The organism is Oceanobacillus longus (assembly GCF_042650085.1).
Lineage (GTDB): Bacteria > Bacillota > Bacilli > Bacillales > Amphibacillaceae > Oceanobacillus > Oceanobacillus longus.
This window is the reverse complement of record NZ_JBHSAO010000016.1, coordinates 72,610-93,492: the sequence shown is the minus strand read 5'-3', so window position 1 is coordinate 93,492 and position 20,883 is coordinate 72,610. Positions and strand designations below refer to the sequence as shown.

Annotated in this window: 18 protein-coding genes, 1 pseudogene and 1 riboswitch; of the genes and pseudogenes, 5 read left to right on the top strand and 14 right to left on the bottom strand. The window is 36.4% G+C overall.

From position 1 onward, the window contains the following. Positions 1-59 precede the first annotated feature (59 nt). From ACFOUV_RS17495 to ACFOUV_RS17480, 4 genes are read right to left on the bottom strand one after another with little or no spacing between them, the layout of a single operon-like run. The gene (locus ACFOUV_RS17495) at positions 60-3,218 is read right to left on the bottom strand and encodes a type I restriction endonuclease subunit R (protein WP_379498067.1); all 3,159 of its coding nucleotides are present in this window, start codon (positions 3,216-3,218) and stop codon (positions 60-62) included. A gap of 21 nt (positions 3,219-3,239) precedes the next feature. Further along, on the bottom strand, positions 3,240-4,415 hold the full coding sequence (locus ACFOUV_RS17490) for a restriction endonuclease subunit S (protein ID WP_379498066.1): 1,176 nt from the start codon (positions 4,413-4,415) through the stop codon (positions 3,240-3,242). Beyond that, a complete protein-coding gene (locus tag ACFOUV_RS17485; RefSeq protein ID WP_379498065.1) occupies positions 4,405-5,997 on the bottom strand; it encodes a type I restriction-modification system subunit M in 1,593 nt (530 codons plus the stop codon). Before ACFOUV_RS17485 ends, ACFOUV_RS17490 begins: the two co-directional genes overlap by 11 nt. Positions 5,998-6,018: 21 nt before the next feature. Further along, positions 6,019-6,585 (bottom strand): restriction endonuclease subunit S, encoded by a 567-nt coding sequence (locus ACFOUV_RS17480; protein ID WP_379498064.1) that lies wholly within the window; start codon positions 6,583-6,585, stop codon positions 6,019-6,021. Between the two features lie 47 nt (positions 6,586-6,632). Between ACFOUV_RS17480 and ACFOUV_RS17475 the strand changes: the two genes are divergently transcribed. Continuing rightward, entirely contained in the window at positions 6,633-6,788 is a 156-nt protein-coding gene (locus ACFOUV_RS17475) for a helix-turn-helix domain-containing protein (protein WP_379498063.1), read from the top strand. A 463-nt stretch (positions 6,789-7,251) separates the two neighbouring features. On the opposite strand, the gene ACFOUV_RS17470 is transcribed toward ACFOUV_RS17475, so the two are convergent. Then, positions 7,252-7,389, bottom strand: coding sequence for a DUF2179 domain-containing protein (locus ACFOUV_RS17470; RefSeq protein WP_379498062.1), 138 nt, complete (start codon positions 7,387-7,389; stop codon positions 7,252-7,254). 439 nt (positions 7,390-7,828) lie between these two features. Here ACFOUV_RS17470 and ACFOUV_RS17465 point away from each other — a divergent pair, with 439 nt between their 5' ends. Then, complete coding sequence (locus ACFOUV_RS17465) at positions 7,829-8,587, top strand: DUF4393 domain-containing protein (protein ID WP_379498061.1); 759 nt, start codon at positions 7,829-7,831, stop codon at positions 8,585-8,587. A 183-nt stretch (positions 8,588-8,770) separates the two neighbouring features. Here ACFOUV_RS17465 and ACFOUV_RS17460 read toward each other — a convergent pair whose 3' ends face one another. Genes ACFOUV_RS17460 through ACFOUV_RS17450 form a run of 3 tightly spaced genes read right to left on the bottom strand, consistent with a single transcriptional unit; the run spans position 8,771 to position 11,929 of the window. Next, complete coding sequence (locus tag ACFOUV_RS17460) at positions 8,771-9,985, bottom strand: NupC/NupG family nucleoside CNT transporter (protein ID WP_379498060.1); 1,215 nt, start codon at positions 9,983-9,985, stop codon at positions 8,771-8,773. A gap of 38 nt (positions 9,986-10,023) precedes the next feature. Then, a complete protein-coding gene (locus tag ACFOUV_RS17455; RefSeq protein WP_379498059.1) occupies positions 10,024-10,968 on the bottom strand; it encodes a nucleoside hydrolase in 945 nt (314 codons plus the stop codon). Between the two features lie 13 nt (positions 10,969-10,981). Beyond that, positions 10,982-11,929 (bottom strand): nucleoside hydrolase, encoded by a 948-nt coding sequence (locus ACFOUV_RS17450; RefSeq protein ID WP_379498058.1) that lies wholly within the window; start codon positions 11,927-11,929, stop codon positions 10,982-10,984. Positions 11,930-12,095: 166 nt separating this feature from the next. Continuing rightward, positions 12,096-12,198: riboswitch (purine riboswitch) on the bottom strand. Between the two features lie 369 nt (positions 12,199-12,567). Here ACFOUV_RS17450 and ACFOUV_RS17445 point away from each other — a divergent pair. Together ACFOUV_RS17445 and ACFOUV_RS17440 are read left to right on the top strand one after the other, a co-directional pair. Further along, positions 12,568-13,296: an Ltp family lipoprotein gene (locus tag ACFOUV_RS17445; protein WP_379498057.1), complete on the top strand. Its 729-nt coding sequence runs from the start codon at positions 12,568-12,570 to the stop codon at positions 13,294-13,296. A 934-nt stretch (positions 13,297-14,230) separates the two neighbouring features. Further along, complete coding sequence (locus ACFOUV_RS17440; protein WP_379498056.1) at positions 14,231-14,464, top strand: SPOR domain-containing protein; 234 nt, start codon at positions 14,231-14,233, stop codon at positions 14,462-14,464. A gap of 178 nt (positions 14,465-14,642) precedes the next feature. On the opposite strand, the pseudogene ACFOUV_RS17435 reads toward ACFOUV_RS17440, so the two are convergent. The 3 genes and pseudogenes from ACFOUV_RS17435 to ACFOUV_RS17425 form a co-directional block, all read right to left on the bottom strand. Beyond that, positions 14,643-14,903: pseudogene (locus tag ACFOUV_RS17435) on the bottom strand (FMN-binding negative transcriptional regulator); the annotation flags it as partial. A 27-nt stretch (positions 14,904-14,930) separates the two neighbouring features. Then, positions 14,931-15,446: a GNAT family N-acetyltransferase gene (locus ACFOUV_RS17430; protein WP_379498055.1), complete on the bottom strand. Its 516-nt coding sequence runs from the start codon at positions 15,444-15,446 to the stop codon at positions 14,931-14,933. Positions 15,447-15,463: 17 nt separating this feature from the next. Then, on the bottom strand, positions 15,464-15,916 hold the full coding sequence (locus tag ACFOUV_RS17425; protein ID WP_379498054.1) for a MarR family winged helix-turn-helix transcriptional regulator: 453 nt from the start codon (positions 15,914-15,916) through the stop codon (positions 15,464-15,466). Positions 15,917-16,172: 256 nt separating this feature from the next. Between ACFOUV_RS17425 and ACFOUV_RS17420 the strand changes: the two genes are divergently transcribed. Then, positions 16,173-17,039 (top strand): DUF3990 domain-containing protein, encoded by an 867-nt coding sequence (locus ACFOUV_RS17420; RefSeq protein ID WP_379498053.1) that lies wholly within the window; start codon positions 16,173-16,175, stop codon positions 17,037-17,039. 34 nt (positions 17,040-17,073) lie between these two features. Here the strand turns inward: ACFOUV_RS17420 and ACFOUV_RS17415 are convergent, their stop codons facing one another. From ACFOUV_RS17415 to ACFOUV_RS17405, 3 genes are all read right to left on the bottom strand, one after another. Further along, complete coding sequence (locus ACFOUV_RS17415; protein WP_379498052.1) at positions 17,074-17,880, bottom strand: zeta toxin family protein; 807 nt, start codon at positions 17,878-17,880, stop codon at positions 17,074-17,076. Between the two features lie 77 nt (positions 17,881-17,957). Then, positions 17,958-18,680 carry a sulfite exporter TauE/SafE family protein gene (locus ACFOUV_RS17410; protein WP_379498051.1) on the bottom strand — a complete coding sequence of 241 codons (723 nt, stop codon included), beginning with the start codon at positions 18,678-18,680 and terminating at the stop codon, positions 17,958-17,960. A gap of 705 nt (positions 18,681-19,385) precedes the next feature. Beyond that, the gene (locus tag ACFOUV_RS17405; RefSeq protein ID WP_379498050.1) at positions 19,386-20,459 is read right to left on the bottom strand and encodes an NAD(P)-dependent alcohol dehydrogenase; all 1,074 of its coding nucleotides are present in this window, start codon (positions 20,457-20,459) and stop codon (positions 19,386-19,388) included. Positions 20,460-20,883: the final 424 nt, after the last annotated feature.

Sequence of the window (20,883 nt, the reverse complement as noted above, 5' to 3'; positions counted from 1 at the left end):
CAACTACGATCCTGTAGTTGGCTATCTATATGAATTCTTATTATTAAATTTAAACGATTTTATCTCAACTCATCCCGCAAAGGCACAAGAGATTCATCTAATATTTTCCTCCACTGTCGCTTCATCTCAGGTCCATATTTCAATGGCTTTGCACCCGGATTTACAGCTTTGTACTCCTCAAAATTCCTACTGTTAATTATGTCACTAATATTTGGTATTGGATCCATCCCGACGATATATTGAACCTTCGATAAATGGAGTGCTTCTTTGTCAACAAACCATGTATTCGCAAAGTCTGCAACTGCTCTACTTTGCGCATCCGTGAAAAAAGCTCGTTTGACGATAAATATATCTTCTTCTGCATCTACTTCTTCTGCATCAATTGCATTTAGAATTGCACGGTACACTTCTTTAACGATTTCTTTTTTCTCTAATTTTTGCAAGGCATTTTCAATATCATCACGAATATTTTTATTGTTGGCTGAGTAGGTTTCTAAGAGCTTATCGATATAGCTTGAATCTACATCATATATTTTAACGGTATTTTCTCCGTAAAATTCAATATCAGAGAAGTCTACTTCTCCTTCCCCAGTGTCTTCTTCATCCATTAATGAGCCTTTTACGGTTTGATAGACGCCGACAGATTCTTCAATAATCATTACCTGTTCTTTTAAAGCTTTTGAGTATTCCACGTCATCGTTGTATTCGTTATACGTAACGAGTGCTTCATACGCGTTATTTAACTCTTGGAATGCCTTTATAAATTCTACCCGTGTTTCAATCGGTGTATGCTCATCTACATTTTCTATATTAGGCACAGCACTTTGAAGCTTTTTATGCGCCTTTTTGAAACGTTTCTTGGATTCCTCATACGTTGGATAGATGAGTGTTGATGCTTCTTCTTCATTGGAATATACTTTTGTTGCTTCTTGGACATTGTATTCCATCGTATGTGGCTTTCGGAAGGTTACGATTAATCCCTTCTCCTTCTCGGGATACGTTCGATTCGTTCGCGAAAACGCTTGAATCAAATTAGCATAACTTAAATTACGATCAACAAATAGAGTTAATACAGTCGGTGCATCAAAACCGGTTAATAAGCGGTCAACAACAATCACAAGGTCAACTTGTTTCCCAAACTCTTTAAACTCTGCTTTCTTACGCGCTAACCGATTATTAATATCGCCATTGTACCTATCTATACTCTCAAGTGACCATGCTGTATCGTAATATTCGTTATAGTCTTTGATAATTTCCTTCATTTCATCTTGGTTTGCAGCTGCCTTTTCGTCGTTTTCTTGTAAAGAATACGTAATCGCAATGCGAGGAAAATCTGGATCCTCCATCGTTCTTCCTTTTCGAATGGGTTGATTGGCAAACTCATTCATTAACCATTCTGGATATTTCGTCATCTCTTTTATGGCATGATAATAGCGTTTTGCCATATTAATCGAACTCGTGGTAAAAATGGCTGACTTTTGTGGACGACCATTCTCAAAATTAAATTTCATATACGCATTATCGGGTCTGAACATCTTCCGAAGCACTTGATGAATATGTTTATCTGTTTCATAAATAGTAGGATCAATATAGGTTTCTTGTTCGATTCCATCCATTTGATCAATCAAATGATTTATTTCTTCATCTGTCTCATTCGCATACTTGGTATCTTTCCGCAATTGATCAAAGATGGTATTTTTTAAAGATGTCTTTTCAATGGTGTTTTCATGTTCTACTTGAAAGCCTAACACCGCACCATCTTCTAGTGCATTTTTAATCGTATAAGTATGTAAAACATCGCCGTATTGGTCACGAGTTGTCCGTGCTAATTGTCCTTTGGCCTGCTTTTTATTTACTTCAAAAATTGGAGTACCAGTAAATCCAAACCATGTAGAGTTAGGGAAAAAGCCTTTCATATCCTCCATGCCTTCTGCACTTAAAGCACGGTGACATTCATCGACAATAAAGACGATATGTTGGCCCACTAGCTTTTTAAAACGTTGTGTACCTTTCTTCTCTTCTACCCTTTGCGCATGTCTGAGAGCAGATTCCAGCTTTTGACGTGTTGTAATAATGACTGCATTGGAATTCGCATCTGATAACAATGTATCACTTAACTCTTTGGCACTTCCTGTCCCGACAATCAAACTATTCGAACGTGCATTACCGGATGAGATGCCTGTATTAAATTCCGATGCAAATTTTGTAAACTCAGAAGTAGTCTGGTTATCTAAGTCTTTGCGGTCAATGAGCATAATCGTACGATCAATTCCAGGTTTTTTAGCGAGTAACTTCGTCGACACAAAACTCGTTAAGGTTTTTCCTGAACCCGTTGCATGCCAAATATAGCCGGACTCATGTTTACTTGCAGATGTATATAATGCTTGAATAGCATGGATTTGATACGGTTTTAGGACCATTAATACTTTATTATCCTGATCTTCACTCACAATCGTATAATCAGCAACTAATCGGTGTGCATCTGGTATATTTAAAACTTGTTTTACAAATTCATAGAGATTGTCTACTTTTTGATTATCCGTCGTTCTCCAGCTAAAGAGAAATTTCTTATGCATATTTTTTGGCATCGCATTGGCGAAGTAGCGTGTCGTTTGCTCGTTAGAGACAACAAATAGTTGCAGTGTAGAAAAGATATTCCCACGAAACATTCCTTCTTCTGCATATTTCTTAACTTGATTAAACGCTTGAATTACGCCGTCTTTGGCACTCGCTTGTTTTAACTCGATTTGTACTATCGGTAAGCCATTAATTAATAATGTAACATCAAAACGACGATTCCGATCTTCCACCGCCTCTTTTTGCTTTGCGATTTGATGTACGACTTCATATCTCGATATTCCACCACCAATATCATGGTTGGAGTACAATACTAATGACATCGGTCCTAAAGCCACATTTTCTCGTTCAATCGTAATACGTGCAATGCCATTCTCCCCTTTGAGCCATTTTGCAGCTTCAAAGGGAGTTTTTGTTCGCAGTAAAAGTTCTGTTTTAATCGTATCGAATTCTTTGTCTGTAATCGGATGTTCGCCAATCTCTGATAAGTTATTTTGCGTTATAATCTGCCGTAAGTTTTTCCAGAGATGTTCTTCCGACTTTAAATCAGGGCGATAATTCCATTGATTATATCCTTCACCTAGTACTACAATGAGCCGGCGTTCGACTTCGGCTTCACTGTTTGAGGAAAGTTTTGTCATGATTTCCCTCTTTTCTATTTTTTAGACAAACATTTTCTGTAGGAAAGCTTTTTTAGTTTGTTTTAGGGTTTCTAATTCTTGCCGATGAAGCGTAATAGTGTCATCAATTTGTTTGAAAAACATACCAATTTGGGTCTGTTCTTCAATATTTGGATTAGGGATATTCATTTTGGTAATCATTTCTCGACGAACCGAATCAACTGATGTCTTTGCATTATACTTTCTTGATTCGTATATAAAGTTGTCCGAAAAATAATAGTAAAAGAACAACCCATTAAAATCCTTGAAATCTGATACCTTATACACTCGTTGATGATAATCAAATTTACCAGTAACATAATGAAACACCTTTCCTACACCAACTCCATCACCTACGGTTAATACTGCTTCTCCATCATATGAATATGAATTTATCTTTTCTATTTTAGGAGACCGTACATAAAAATCATACTTTCCATCTTCCAAAGCATCTTGAGTATCTCTATTTCCTGTGCTAACCAAAGCTATATCCTCTACCTTACACTCTTCCCAAGTACCAGTAAAACCCGGAAACCTAATCTCAGGTATGGTCTCTCCCTTTTTAGGGAACATTTTTTGCAAGAACCCCTGTTTTGTTTGTTTGAGGGTGTCTAGTTCTTGCTGACGAATAGAGATTGTATCGTCTAGTTCTGTGAAAAGATTACCTACTTCCACCTGCTCCTCTATTGATGGAATCGGAATAGGCATTTCACTAAATACAGAATCTTTGATAGCAAACCTGTCTGACCTTGCACCGGAATCCCCATTTAAGTTCATGAATCTATGCCAGCCATTACCTGAAAAATAATATTCTAAATACGTTTTATCAACGTCATGCGTACGGAAAACGTAGTAAAGTGGAGACATTATACCAGTTCTCCCCAACTTATTTCGCTTGATTGGACCTACTGGGGCAAAATTAGAAATCCTTGGATTATATACAAAATAATCTGGATGAACAATATAATAGCCATCTATATTCTTTTTGTTCGAAATATCTTTTTCGAAAAAATCACGTTGAGTGATAATTCCAAACTCAGCTGAATTCGTCAGTGTTTCAGAATAAATATTATCCTTATTTTTCTCAGTAACTTTTACCGAAATCTCACCTAACTGACGTTGTTCCCAATCTCCAGTAAAACCAGGAAACCTTATCTCTGGTGTAAGTTTATTCCCCACGCTTAAACACCTCTAATGCACCTTTAATCCACTCTTCGTTTTCCTTATTATATTTCAGGGAAGAAATGGTTTCATATAAACTTGACTCTAATTCAGCCTTTTCTTTACGAATGTCTTTTATCGACAATCCGAGCGCTGCCATATCAACCGGCTCTTCTTCTTCAAACGTATCCACATACCGAGGAATATTTAAATTGAAATCATTTTCTTCAATTTCTTCAAATGTTGCTAAATGCGCATACTTCACTATATTTTCTCGCTTTTTATATGTTTCAACAATCTCAGTAACATGTTCTTTCGTTAACTTATTTTGATTTCTTCCTTTATCAAACCCTTTACTCGCATCAATAAAGAATACGTCACGGTTGTCTCGATTTTTCTTTAATATAATAACCGTTGTTGGAATCGATGTCCCAAAGAAAAGATTTGCTGGCATACCAATAACCGCATCAATACTACCATCTTCTAGTAATTTTTTACGAATGACACCCTCTGCAGCTCCTCGGAATAAGACACCATGTGGTAAAACGATCGCCATTGTTCCTGAGTCTTTTAAATGATAGAAACCATGTAAAAGAAAGGCAAAGTCTGCTTTCGATTTAGGTGCTAATTTACCGTACCGATTGAAACGAGAATCATCTAAAAATGATGGATCAGATGACCATTTGGCAGAATACGGTGGATTCATTAAGACAGAATCAAATAGATATGGTTCATCTGTCGGCCAATCTTTATTTAAAGTATCCCCATTACGCAGTCGCATATCTTCTTTTCTTACACCATGCAAGATTAAGTTCATCTTTGCTAGGTTATATGTTGTTGTATTCAGTTCCTGCCCGTGAAATTTCACACTTTCCGGATGATTAAGATAGTTTCGTACATTAAGCATCAACGAACCCGATCCCATCGTTGGGTCATAGACACTGAATAACTTTTTATCCCCTTGCCCAATTGCAACAATTTGTGCCATCATATCCGATACTTTACTAGGAGTATAAAACTCGCCTGCCTTCTTTCCAGCTTCAGAAGCAAATTCTCCAATTAGAAATTCATAAGCATCGCCAATGACATCCCCATCATGCCCCATCACATCAATCTCACTTAATTTCTTCAAAACATCGGAGATTGTAATATTGCGTTGTTGGTCGTCTGATCCTAGTTTTTTAGAAGTCAGATCAACATCATCAAACAGCCCACTAAATTGCTCATAACTCGTAGACAAATCGACAAACGCTTTATTCAAATCATTCAGTTGAAATATGTTTTGTTTTGCTTCATCAGCTAAAACATTGAATAAGTAATTTGGCTCAATATGATGCCCTAACGTGTCAACTAATGTTTCCACTAAATCATCTTTTACATCTTCATCAGTAAGTAGTTCTCGATATAGTTCCGTCTGTTTTGCTTGGGTGCCATACGCTTCTAGTGATTCATCAGCTAACTCAACCACTTTCACTAGTAATTTATCTGATAAATACTTATAGAAAATTAATCCTAATAAATAATCTTTGTATTCGGATGCATCCATTTTACTGCGTAAGCTATCTGCAGCGCTAAATAATTTTGAATTTAATTCTGACATATTGTGTTCTCCACTTTTCTTTTATTTGTCTAATTTTTTCAACACTTCTAGAAAAAACAGTTCTTCCATATCTGCTTGTTTCTTTGCTAGGGCTAAGCGTTTCCTTAGAGTCAGATATGCCTTTCCAATGACTTGTTGCTTCTCTATACTTGGCAACTTCATATCCAAGGTCTTCAGAATCGCTGGTGTTAATTTTGGAATCGTACTACCTTGCATGGAAATCGCCATTTGTTTCTTCATGGAATGTGATTCATTCAATACATAACATAAATAGCCCGAATCCAATTGTTCTTGTTCTATAATCAGTTTAGCAAAGTTTTGATTAATAATCTTACCAGTATTCTTTCCACTCACTATTGCAGCTTTTGAACTGACAAAGCTAAAAACAACATCTCCTACTCCACTTAAATGAACATTATTCTTATCGATATTTTCATTAGATGGACTAGATTTCGAATCTAGATATAAACCATCTAAATCATTCGTTAAATCCTCGTAGGAGTAAGTTTCTAATAATTGATTCTGTATCCCATTTACTCGAGAAATGTTTCTTCCTACTCTCACCGTTACCATCTTTTTAAGTTTCATATCCCACCTCTTCAGTAAAGTAATTCTTTAAAATTACTTTAACACAAGTGAATCATATCATCTACAAAATAACCCGTCTACACTACTACGATAGAGTGGTGCAATTGCTAGAGGAAAAAAATAGTGTGATGGATATTCACCGTCAAGTTGGTGTGACCAGAAATACGGTTTATATATCAAATATTTCACATCCCATTCATTAAACAAGTCAGCTTGAACAATGCAACCTATTGATTTTACAATATTTATATTTGTTCGTTCAGAGTGTACTTTGGTTAAACACAAATAGAGTTATTTATTATAATTAAAATTAAATGAAAAATATGATAAATAAAAAATAAATTCTTGAAATATATACATTAACCCAACCATTTGCAAGGTTACGGGGTCAGCTCACAGTCCCCCGCTGAATTAAAGTGCTAAAGTAACGAGGGACTAATTCTATTTTCCTATCCCGCCCGGTTCATGACACAATGAACTGGTGTGACCACCAAACCTTTCCTTGTGGTCCTTCGTAAGATCCTTAAGATACCAGCAGATACATGGCACTTGAATTAGGCATAAAACAACCTATTTCAGGGTAACCAATACGGTTACAGATTCTTTCTTAATAAAAGGAAACATTTACTCGGTAAAGGGCGTTCGAAAAGACAAAGGAAATACGAATTATGCTGGCAAATTCGTATTTCCTTTGCTTATCACTTCTTCTACCTGATGTATTGTAATAAAGGCGTTTTGGTCGGTTTGTATTATCATCTTTCTGGCTAACAGTAGTTCACGCTGATTAATTACAACATAAAGCATTTTTTTATTAATGCCCGGGGATTATGGGGTCAGTCCCCCGCTGAATTAAAGTGCTGAAGTAACGGAGAACTAACCCTATTTCTCATGGTAGAATCATCATAAAACTGAAGTGATTGCTGTCAATAGAGTATTGCTTCATCATTAGATTATTTCTTTTAAGCAACATCTCTACATAATACCATGGATCATCTACTAAAACAGTTTTACCGAGAAAATTAGGTTTTTAATTGACTTGTGTAATGTTAGTTCTTTTCCCTTACATGTAATGATATCTGCCATATATCCTTAACCTTATTTAGTAATAGAAAAACACACGTTTGATCACTATAATTGTAATCGACAACGTGTGTTTTTAAAATAACTTTAATGTCACAACTAATTATAAATTTCTAAATCTAGTGTATAATTGATATTGTTTAATAGATTGGAGGTGAATTTAATGGATCCAATAATCACTGCTGCAGTTACTTCTTTTGTTACAACTGTAGCAACTAATAGTAGTAAAGTTCCTCTGAAAAATCTTGACGACCTTTGGTACTTGGCATTTGGCAAAATCAATCATCTTGCCGATTTAAAAAGAGCGAAATATGAAGTTGCAACAACACAATATAAAAATCTAGTTGCAAAAAAAGTCATAGAAATTGATGATAATAACTTACAAGAACCTCCAATGAGTGTAGTCGGCCCAGCATTAGAAGCTTCTCGTTTCTACATTGAAGAACAAGAATTAAGAGAAATGTTTGCTAACGTAATTTCTGCTTCAATGGATAAGAGTAAGTCCAATAAAGTACATCATTCTTTTGTTGAAATAATAAAGCAGATTTCACCTGATGATGCAAAAAACATTAGTTTATTTAGAGAAAAGACTCATCATCCAATAGTAAAGTTTGAATTAAACTATGTACAAAAAAATGGCTACCTAATTTTAAAATCAAATGTTTTTTATGATTCTTGTTCTGATATTATTACAGGTGATGAAAATGCTGCTTCCATTACAAATCTACAGCGACTGGGATTAGTTGCAATTTCCTATGAAGAAAACTACCAAGATAAATCAAATTACATTGGTTTTAGAAATTCAATATTTTATAAACATGAAATAAGCTTGCAAAATCCAGAAATTTCAAGAGTTGATATACGTGAAGGTATTATAAGAATAACGCCTTTAGGAAAAGCGTTTATTGATGTGTGCCTATAAATCGTCAGCTCTTTTGTTTTAGAAAATAATTTACTACTAAATAGAGACAACAAAGGAATATAGGGTCAGTGCCCTAAATTACTAAAGTAACGGGGGACTGCGAGCTGTGGTGCACCCCAAAGGTTAGATTCTTACTCCAACTTTTGTGGTGTACCACACATGCCTGTCCCTCTGTCCCACATCTTATAATAACATTCCAGCAATTGCTGCACTTAATAGGTTCGCTAATGTACCGCCAATAATGGCAAGGAAGCTATATCTTGCAAGAAATTCACGGCGAGATGGAGCAAGTCCGCCAATACCTCCAATTAACATACCGATCGCGCCTAAGTTTGCAAATCCACATAAAGCAAAGCTGATGATCGCTACGGTTTTATTTGAAAGTGTGTCTATATCTTGCGCAAAAGTACTATATGCTACAAATTCATTTAAAACAAACTTTTGTCCAATATACGACCCTGCTTGCAGTGCTTCATCCCAGGGAACACCGATCACGAATGCTAATGGAGCTAATAGGAAGCCAAGAATACGTTCTAGTGTAAGATTATCAAAACCGACAATACCACCAATCCATTCAAGACCAAGGTTCACTAATGCAATAAGGGAGATAAACGCAAGGATTAGTGCACCGATATTTAGCGCAATTTTTAGTCCGATAGATGCACCTTTCGAAGCCGCATCAATGATATTAACGGTATCTTTATCTCTTTCTAGTTTTATCACTTCGTTCTCTATTTGTGTCTCCGTTTCTGGTAATAACATTTTTGCCATTAGTAGACCAGCTGGAGCAGCCATAAATGCTGCAGCAATTAGATAGTCTAGTGGAACACCGAGAAGGGAGTACCCTACTAACACAGAACCCGAGACAGAAGCGGCTCCACCTGTCATGACAGCAAATAATTCTGATTTAGACATTTTTTCTAAATATGGCTTCACGACGAGTGGTGCCTCCGTAATTCCAATAAATATATTCGCTGCAGCAGACATGGATTCAGGCTGTGAAGTTTTTAACATTTTGGCTAAAAATCCTCCAACCGCTTTAGTGATAAACTGCATGATTCCTAAATAAAACAAGACAGAAATAAGAGATGAGAAAAAGATAATTACGGTAAGCACCTGAAAGGCAAATACAAATTGTACGCCTTCCCCAGCAAGTACGCCACCGAATATAAATTGGATCCCCTCATTCGATGTATCAATAATACTTTGTACGAAAATCGTGATCCAGCCTAATATCTGACTACCTGTTTCCCACTTTAAGACAATAAATCCAAAGGTAATTTGAAGTAAAAGTGCACCGATGACAGTGCGAGCATTGATTGCTTTTTTATTTGTAGATATTAAAAAGGCGATACCTAATATAACGACGATTCCCAACATTCCCCATAAAATGTGCATAGTATGTTTTCCTCTCTCTTGATGTGTTCACAATGAAGTTAAAAGGATTTTAATACGTCCAATAATTGATCCTTAAACATGTCTCGATTCACTTCTTCACAAACGATAACATTCGGTTCTTTTCCACTACGATTGTTCATATCGACCAGACTATAACCTCTCGTTAACTCCCCTTTTGTTTCCACATCTACATAATATTTCGTGGCTTTTGTCATCACGTCTTCGTTCGCGGCAATTGCTACGAGCAATGTATCTGGATGGGTCGTTCCATTTAGTCGATGCACTTTTTTGTTAAATTGCTTTACGACTTTATTAATCTGAATAAAGAATTCAGATCCTTTCGAGGCTAGACGTTCAATGTCTTCGTGATCTCCATCATCCATAATCGAGAATTTGGTACACATATCCCATCCTACAAGTGTAATAGGAACCCCGGAATGCAATACGATTCTTGCAGCTTCTGGATCGACCCAAAAGTTATATTCCGCTGCTGCGGTAATATTACCTAGTGAATTATTGGTACCACCCATAATATAAATATGTGGGATATCTTTTACAATCGATGGGTCCTTTTTGATAGCCATTGCAATATTGGTTAATGGTGCAATGGCTAATAGATGAATTTCCCCAGGGTTGGCTTTCACTTTCTCAATGATAAAATCAACTGCATGCCCCTCTTCAGGTCGCTGTTTTGCTTTTTCAAAAAAGCTATCACCCATGCCGTCGCTTCCATGCACATCCTCTACCGTTTGATGACGACCCGTGCCATTTGCTAGAAGGGGAACTTCAAAACCTTTATAAACAGGGACAGGTTCACGCGGATTGGCCACTTGGATTGTGTAAAGGGCATTTTCAACTTCTTGATCAAAGTCTACATTCCCTCCCGTAATTGTCACGCCTTCTACTTTAAAATAATGGAGGGCGGTGAGTAGGGCGATTGTGTCATCCCCGGCTGTATCTGTATCGATAATCACTTTTCTCATGAGCTCGTCCTCCTTATTTATCCTGTTTGGCAAGTTCAGTAATGTAATCAAAGAATGCATCGCGCTCTGCTTCATATACTAAATTTACTTCTCTTCCACTTTCTGAAAGCTCTGTTTTTCCTTGACTAGCTCCACTGTCATGAACGATAGATTTCACGGTTTTCTTCTTTACTAAATTGGTCTTGCCGATACTTACCGTCGTTAAAACATCCCATAAGAAGTAAGTAGAGTTCGTTTGGAAATGGACTAACGGTGGAACGATTGCATAGCATTGTCCTAAGAAATCTACACCGATATCGTTTCGTTGGGATGCCCATTTTTGTCTGACATCCAATGTAAGAGGGACCATATTCGTACTCTCAAGCGCTACTAAGTCAATAGTAATGTTACTATCCCATACCACTTTTACTGCCTCCGGATCCCAGAACGCATTCCACTCTGCTGTTCCATCATGTTCTGGTTCCTCCACGTTTCCTTTTTCTAAAAACGTACCGCCCATCCAAACTAATTTCTCAATTTTTTCTTCAATGTCTGGTGCGATTTGGAGTGCACGAGCTAAATCGGTTAATGGCCCAATAAAGATTAATGTGGTAGGTAAATCATGTTCACGGAGCACTTTAATCATATGTTCATGAGCTGGTAAATCAGCTTCTTTTGTTTGCACGGGTGGATATTCATTCAGAATGGGTAATGCATCTACGGTAAACGCGTGCATACGCCAGTCTTTCGGGAATGGGTTTTTACCACGGGAATTAGAAGCCGCAACTTCTACTTGTTTTCCATTGCCAAACCGATCGACGATTTTTCTACTTGCATACATTGCTGGTTCTAAATAACAATCTGCAGGAATAACACCTACTCCTGTTAAATTTACGTTTTCCATTTGTAACAGAAGGAATAGTGAAATTAAATCATCTACCCCGCCATCATGATTGAGATATACATTTTTACTTTTACTCATGCTGTGGTCCTCCTTGTTGTTTACCTATTTCTATATTTTGCCAAAAGAAAAGGTCTATACATATAGATGGAATGCCTCTACATGTATAGACCTACGAGTAAAGTAAATATCATAAAGCGCCAAATATATGCTTCATGATAAGATGATGTTGTTATGAGAATAACAAGCATCACATACTTTACCTCGTAGTCTAGTTCGTTTACGGGAACCAGGTAGAGACTCTCAGACCATATTACTGAGGATATACGAGTTACGATATTTAATTAATATTAGGATAATAAATATACCAGAGAAATTTGTGATAAGCAATATAAAATGGGTCATTTTTTTAAAAAACGTTATTATTGTTCGTGTTTTACGTTATTGATAGAGGTTTTTTTATAATAATATACGTATTTTGACGATTCTAAAACTCGCGACAAAAGGGATCTTACTACTCCATCGTCGAAATGACGGTGCCTAGTTCTTTTTACCATATTGTCTGATGAGATAATCGCCGTGATGCTCTTCAATGAAAATAACTAAAATAAAATGAAGTATTACCAAAATGATATTAAAAACAAAATGATATTCTGGTATGATATACAATGGGTAAATCATACCGGTACAAAAGATTAATATAAAAGGAGATTAACAAAATGACAGGATTTTTAGGATTTATAGCGTTGGTATTATTAGTATGGGGATTGATTCAAGTATTCCAGAAGGCTAAACGTAAAAAAGGATTAATTAAATTAGGTGTTGGATTTGTATTGTTCATCATTGTGGGTATAATAGCTCCACCTGTAGAAACAGAAGTTGCTGAGGAATCTGAAACAGTTGAAGAAACAGAGGAAGTTGATGAGAGCGAAAATAAAGCCAATGAGGAAGCTGAAGCAGAACAAGCTGAGAAAGATAAAGATGCCGAAGAGGAAGCAAAAGCCGAGGAAGAAGCTAAAAAAGAAGCTGAAGAAGAAGCACAGAAAGCTGAAGAAGAAGCAAAAGCAAAAGAAGAAGCTGAAGCGAAGGCTAAAGCAGAAGAAGAAGAAGAAGAAGAAGAAGCAAGAGCACAGGCAGAAGCAGAGAAAGAACCAGAAATGTCAGTCTCACAAAAGAACGCAATTCGTCAAGCTGAAAGCTACCTAGATTATACTGCCTTCTCTAAGTCTGGTTTGATTGAACAATTAGAGTATGAAGGATATAGCAACGAAGAAGCAGCTTTCGCAGTTGAAAACATTACAGTCGATTGGAGAGAACAAGCGGTATTACAAGCTGAAAATTATCTTGACTACTCAGCTTTCTCAAGAAGTGGATTGATTGACCAATTACTGTATGAAGGTCACAGTCAAGAAGATGCAAATTACGCTGCCGACCAAGTCGGACTATAATACAAATATAATAAAATGAACCTTCCATTACTTATGGGAGGTTTTTTATTTATCTCCTAATATAAAGTAGTCAATAGTACTATAATAATTTCACTACTTTTTTTGGGGGGGTGAAGTCATTGCAGTATGATTCACTAGAGAATAAGAGACTAAGTAAAGATATCTATAAGTACATCGAGATCCATGCACCTGAGTCCGTCGGTAAGGATATGAGTGAAATATTGGCTCATTTGGACTCTCTATGATTGTTTCATGAACACCAATACAAAATGATAGAAACACAAATTTCTTTTACAAAGATTTGTTATGATATTGAGGGTCTTTGCCAGGGAAGATGCCTTGTTACTTTTTATGATGATAAGAAAAGTAAATTCTCCCAATGGTAGCAGGTCCACATGTTCAAAAGAATTAAGTAATATAATTGACGGGTTAAAAATTGGCACCTGCTCCCCACCGCTTTACAGTATTAAAGCGATGGAGGACATGCATCTGATTACTAAAAGGAGGGATTTATGCAATTGCAAATACCCTTTATGACTTCTTACATAATAGATTAATAATGCTTCTTCTGGGGGAAATTTTTATACCTTCTATATTGGGGTAATTATTATCCCCTATTATTTAGGTATGTTCGCCCCTTCGAGAAGATGTGCTTCAGATTATTCTGTCTTACGTAACCACGTATGTACTCAAAAGAAAAGCCCCCGACTGGATATAGTCAGAAACTTCCTTTCATTTTGATTCGATCTATAAAATAAGTGTCTATCTCAGTTCTGATTCCATAACACCTCCATTTTGATACTCATTATAACTTCGCTATCTCACCTTAATTTCTACTAGATTATTTAATCAATTTACAAGAAGTCATGTTCAACGACTATTTCTTTGTTTAACAGCTGAATATACTACTTATATACAAGTTAGGAGGATTTTTATGGCGAAGGAGAAAATAGTTATTGGCGCAACCGATAAGAAAAAAAGTGCACAACACCAGTATAATTTATTAACCAGGAACAAAATTAACGCAGATATTAAAATCTATAAAACGGATAGCGGAGAACTCTATAGCGTGGAGGCCGGCCCATATTCAATGAGGAAACAATTACTTCAAGATATAGATAAAATTAAAGGCCTTGGATTACCAAACGCTTTTATTACAAATGCATAGTGGGACGGTTACCCCACATCCCCAAACCACTCACACCCTTCTCAAACGCCAGTTCCACCGTTCCTGTCGGTCTATTCCGTTGTTTTGAAATAATGACTTCCGTCCGGTTATTCTTTGGATTCGGCTCATAATAATCCTCCCAAAAATTGGTGCCTGTCCCCTACCGCTTTACAGTATTAAAGCGATGGGGGACAGGCACTTGATTATGGAACCTAACCAGTACATCTTCAGAGTCGACGAATGTCCGCCATTGAGGGTTCCCATAAGCCATATGCCCAGTTATATAAAAATTCTCATTTTCTTTTATTAATTGCATCGGCAAGTGTGTCGCGATGGATTTCCCTTTTTTCGTGGTGACGAGCGTTCCAAAAGAATTCTGTCGAACAAATTCCTGGATTTCTTCCACATCACTGGTTTTGAACTGTTTTGAAATATACATACTGCTCCACTTTTCACAAAAAGATTATTAAATTGTTTTCACCATAATCAAATCCACTTGCTCGTCATCGCCCATAAAGAAAGAATGCGAGCCCTTTTGGACAAATCCTTTTTTCTGATAGAACGCGATGGCATTTTCATTTGCCTCCCAGACGCCCAGCCAGATGCTCTTTTTCTGCTGTTCCAGCGCAATTTCGAATGCTTTATTTAGCAGAAGTTTACCCAACCCGTATTTTTGAAATGTCTTCCTGATATAAATCCGTTCGACTTCAAGGGAATCATCGTCCATTACTTCGGTCTGCGCGTCATCAGTATTAACCTTGAGGTATCCGGCTACTTCTTTATTAAAGGAAACAAAAAAGAATTGGGAAGAAGGATTGGCTACTTCTCGTTCCAGTTGTTTCAAATCATAGGCTTTTTCCAAATAAGCGTGAAGGTGTTCAGGTGAATTTCGATCTTTGAATGTCTCAGTAAACGTCGTGATACTAATTGCTTGGAGTTCATGTAGCTCTTTTTGGGTGCATCTTTTTATCGTTGTTGTCATGATAATCGATCACTCCTTTAATAGTTTCGCTTGTTTCCTTTTTTTACAAACTCCCAGTCCTTCTCGACATTTTTCCGGATTCGCTGCAACAGATCGAATGCAATTTCTTTTTCGGCTTCAGAAAAACCTTGTAAGGCAATTTGACCGGAGTAAACATTCTCGCTTTTGATGAAAGGGAACACCGTTTTCCCTTTTACCGTGGGAAAGAGTCTTTTATTCTTTTTATTATCCGGATCGTCTTGCTTTTCTATAAAGCCGTTCGTTTCCAGTTTTTGAAGCGCGCGAGTTGCGGTGGAGCGATCCACTTTGATCATATCCAGTAACTGTTCCTGGATAATTCCCGGGTTCTCGCAGATTCGCACCACATACAAATACTGGCCTTTAGTCAGGTCGAATTCTTTAAATTCGATATTGCTGATGGAATCCAAAGCCCTCGCTATCATGCCAATTTCGCGCAGAATCTCTTTCATAATGATCTCCTTAGTTTTTTAGTTGCAAATGCAACTAAAAATAGTATGTATTAAATCTACCTTAATTTTATTGTATTTGCAACAAAAATAATAACGAAGAAGTGAAGTGGATTGAAATATTTTTTAGGCTTAGGTCCAGGGGAACAGGTTCATCGTCCCAACATCCTTACCCCCTAATTCCCACCTTTAAAAAATCATCATCCGCATTTCCCAATCATATACATCACTAAACCTTGAACGTCCTAAGGAGATGCCTATGCTTCCTAATACGAGTAAACTCACTGTTTATCACGGGACCAATTTATTCTCTGCCAAGGTTATCAAATATAACGGCATTATGTTGAACGCTCAGAGAGATCTTACTGATTTTGGGAAAGGGTTTTATGTTACACCGCATCGTAAACAAGCAATCGAATGGGCTCTTGTAAAGGCTCAAGATCCACAGGTTAATTCCACCTTATTGAAGTTGTTACATATAAATAAAGATGATTATTTAAACCATCCGGAAACGAGAATTCCTGCCTTTTTGTCTTATCATTTAAACGTAAAGCAACTCTTTTCATTACATGGTTTGCTATTTCCTATGCCTTACGATTCAAATTGGTTTTTATATAAAGCACGTTGGAAGGATTTCGTGGAGAGCTGTCGTCTAGGTATGAAACACCCTTTTGACTTTGTTTACGGTCCAATTGGAGGAAGGCATAACGGTACATATGCAATAGTTAGACCATCAAAATTGAAAGAACAATTAGCCTTAAACAGCGATAAAGCGATGCAATGCCTTTCGAATTTACGAATTACAAGGTTAAGGCCAGTGAACACGAATCATGAAAAGAAATTAAATGAGCATTTTCTTCAGAGAAATCGAAATAAGAGTGTAATGAACCATCCATTTTTAAGAAGCGTTTGTGAGGAATTATTTTCTATTAGCCAGCGGTCTTATCTTGACGCTGATGAATGCGCTAAATTTTCATGGATGGCCCATCAAATAAGCAAACAGGAATCGATATTGTGGAATGAATCCCCAACCTATTGGGCATTTTTTATATTGTATGGAAATAAGAAATTATGGTATAACGACTACGAATCCTATTTAGTTAGGCAGCAACGTAACAAAAAATAATTACCCTCGATATAGAACGGGATTATTTTTTTCTTTATTGCCTCAACTTTTTTGTTTTTCCTTTTAGTACAAAGTTAGCATACCTTTTGGCATCCACAAAATCATTGGAAGCAATAAGCTTGAAGCCATGTTGATTGTCATAAACATGATAGCTATCTAGTAGATTTTTAATGTCTGCAAACGTACGAGGAACGAGTTTATGCGTATTTTTAATAATCGACGGAGGTACCTTTCTTCCCGTAATTTGTGCCCTTTCGTCAGCGCGTTTTATTGCAACAGATAACGGCACATCAACGACATATGCATGAATCTCGTATTGCTGTTTTTTCAACTGATGAACAAGTGATTGATACCGACGCCTCCTTGCCATCGTCCCCTCATAGATAAAATTTTTTTGTTCCCTGATTAATTTATTTAACAACAGGACACTAATATCATAGGATTCTTTGTGAACGAAACTTGCTGCTTGCTGTGGGTTTGTTTTTTTATAAATCGTGTATTCTGGAATATATTCCTTTATTTCGTCAAGGTCTATGACAGTAACGTGTATCGATTTCGAGTGGAGTTCCTTTTCGATTATTGTTTTACGCATCGTTGTTTTACCTGATGCAGTCCCTCCATCAATCAGAATTGCAATTGGCTTGCTCCCATTCTTTGGATAAGCGTTTGGCTTTTCAATCATGCGAATAATTTTTTGATGCAATACATGACGGTCCTTTGTATACGTCTTGTAATCAATAGAATACTTTTTCTTTGTGTCTTTTCCCTTCTTCTTGCCTCGTTGGACATTGTGTTTCCGTCTTAAAATCCGATTTAAAAATGAAAATTTTATTTTTCTCATAGTTATCCATACTATTCCTAAGGCTGTTGTTTGTACCTAGAATATTATTAAATAGGTATATACCTAAACCTTTTTACTTACATTACTCCCAAACTCTCCATCAGCAGGTAAATACCTGTAAACAGCAAGATGATATATGTAAATATTCGAAAAACATGCTGATTAATCCATTTAAATAATAATTGTCCTACATACAATCCTATAAATACCAATGGTAAGGCCCACATACTTGATATCCAGATCGTCTTATTTGTTCCAGCAAAAACCACTTGGATAATTAAACTAACAAAGTAGATAAATAAATAAAAGGCTAGTGTAGTACTTCTTAATTTTTCTTTTTGTGTATCTGTTCCAGAAAAATATAATAATAATGGTGGTCCGGGCATACCAATACTTGTTGTAAATACACCGGAGAGTCCCCCGACAAGTAAGTCTCGATTCTTATTTTGGCCAATTCGAAACGTAAGAAGAAGCATTATTGTTAATACTAAGATGACAATGCTCACTCCTAGCTTTAATCGATTGATATCCATTGACAAGAAAATAATAATTCCGATGGGCAGACCCATCGTACTTCCTACCACAAACCTTCTAACGATTGCAAAATCAATATCCTTTCTAATTTTTATTATTAATGCAATCGAAATAAAGAGAGATAATAGCAAGTTTATTTGAATTGCCTCCATTGGTTCAAACATTAGTAGAAGAAACGGAGTAGCCATAATGGAAAATCCAAATCCTGTACTCGTCTGTAGGACAGAAGCGACTAAAATGATGATAATAAATGCGATCGTTTCCATAAAACACCTGATTTCCTATGTTAAAAAAATTAAGGTACCGTTTATAAAACAGTACCCTGTAAAATCTATTTTAACATTTCATTGATTGTGAGTGTATCCATAACGAATTGTACTATTTCTGGTACGGTTCAGTTTTCATCAATTGAAAAATACATATATTTTGGATAGCTACTATAATGTTTGAATATCGTCAATGGGGACAGGTTTATCGTAACGTAGATTAAACAATAAATTAATTGAGCCAAAGTACCAGCGGACCGTATAAAGTTATTTTATATACCATATTGTGGAAACCGTAGTAGTCTGAAATAATTATAATAAAGAGGAAATGGGATTTGGGATGTTTTAAGTCTAATATATAATAAGGGGCGAAATATTGATTGGTCCACGGAACCATGGTCCTTAAGGAACAGTTGAATATAAAGATTGAAGTGAGTGCAAAAACGCATTTGACAATTTACAAAAGTAACAGCTCAGAATTTTGAAGATGTCAGCCAGAAAATAATTAGCTCTGAACCAATCGCTAGGCTAGAAACTTAGATTAGAAAGTATTTATTGCATGTGTTAAACGGGATGGCTCATTGTGGTAAATTTTTCTGATTTCGAGGCAAGAGTATATAATAGATACCTAAAAAAAGCACCTTTCAAACAGCTTAAAACTGCTTGGAAGGTGCATTTCCCATTTCAATTTCGTACATTTAGAATTTAGTAATTAATTTTTAAAACAGGTTTAATAACTGAGCCATTCTCTGATTCTTCAAAGGCCTTATTTATTTCATCAAATTCATAGAATTTTACCATTCGGTCAAATGGAAATTGTCCCTTCTTATAGTAAGAAATCAATTCTGGAATAAATTTTTGTGGAATTGCATCACCTTGACTGGTTCCTACAATACTGTTACCTCCTAGTGCTAAGATTTCCAAAGGTATATTAAGACTATAATCAGTAACGACAGTAGCTAGTTTTCCAAAAGTATCTAATGATGCGATTGCTTGTTCGATTACCATATCTACTCCAGTAGTATCAAGGACATGCTGCACTCCTGTCCCAGTAATTTCTTTGATCTTTTCTGCAACATCTACATTCTTGCCACTTTTTATAGTAGCCGTCGCACCCAACTCTTCAGCAAGTTCTAAGCGATTATCATGGAGGTCAATCCCAATAATATTTTCGCAACCTGCAATTTTAGCAGCCATAATTGCACTTAATCCAACGGCCCCGACTCCAAATACCGCAATAGAACTGCCTGCTTCAGGCTTTAGCACATTTAAAACACTACTAGCTCCTGTTTGTAGGCCACAACCTAATGGAGCCGCTAAAGCTAAGTCCATATCCTTATCAATTTTTACAACATTTCTTTCGCTAACGAGTGAGTATGTTGCAAATGAAGATTGTCCAAAGAATCTGGAAACCAATTTATTGGTATCTTGATCTATATGACTATTTAAATTAAGTTCAGCATAATACCTGCAATGTGCAGGGTGATTGGCTAAGCAATTATCACATTTTCCGCAACTTGCAAATGAGACAACCACATGATCTCCTTTTTGAAATTCAGTAACTTCAGATCCTATCTCTTCAACAATTCCAGCACCTTCATGACCAAGAACTGAGGGTGGATTGACCATACCTGTGTCTCTCCCTGAAACATCAGTATGACAAATCCCGGATGCTGTTACTTTTATTAAAACATCTTTCGAATCAAGTTCAGGCAGTTCAATGTCTGTGATTTCAAATGGTTGTCCCGTTTTTGGGGTGACTGCCGCTTTAATTTTCATAATTATATTCTCTCCTTTTATAAAGTTTATATCTGCTTCCTTATGGCAATTCATTATAACAATAGATTTTTATCTAATTCAAACATAAGCCTGGACATTATTGATATGCAGTTCTTTTTAATTTACATTTACCCCTCCCTGTCTCGATGGTGATTCGGATGCAACGCGGATAAAGCCGTTGAAGCCAAGGGATGGTTCTGCCTCATGGTAACAGTAGAACCGTCCCTCTGTTTTTTCTCTGTTAGGAGGTAGGACTTCTGCCTATATGCGGTCATATGTAAACTCATGTTAGTTGGAATAAAAAGATTTTTTTAAAGCACTTTGCAAATTCATTAAAATAGTTAAACCTATTCTAAACCTTTTAACAGATAAAAGTTGGCTGCGAAGATCTTTGTAGCCCAGCTTTGTTTCTTTACGCATTTAA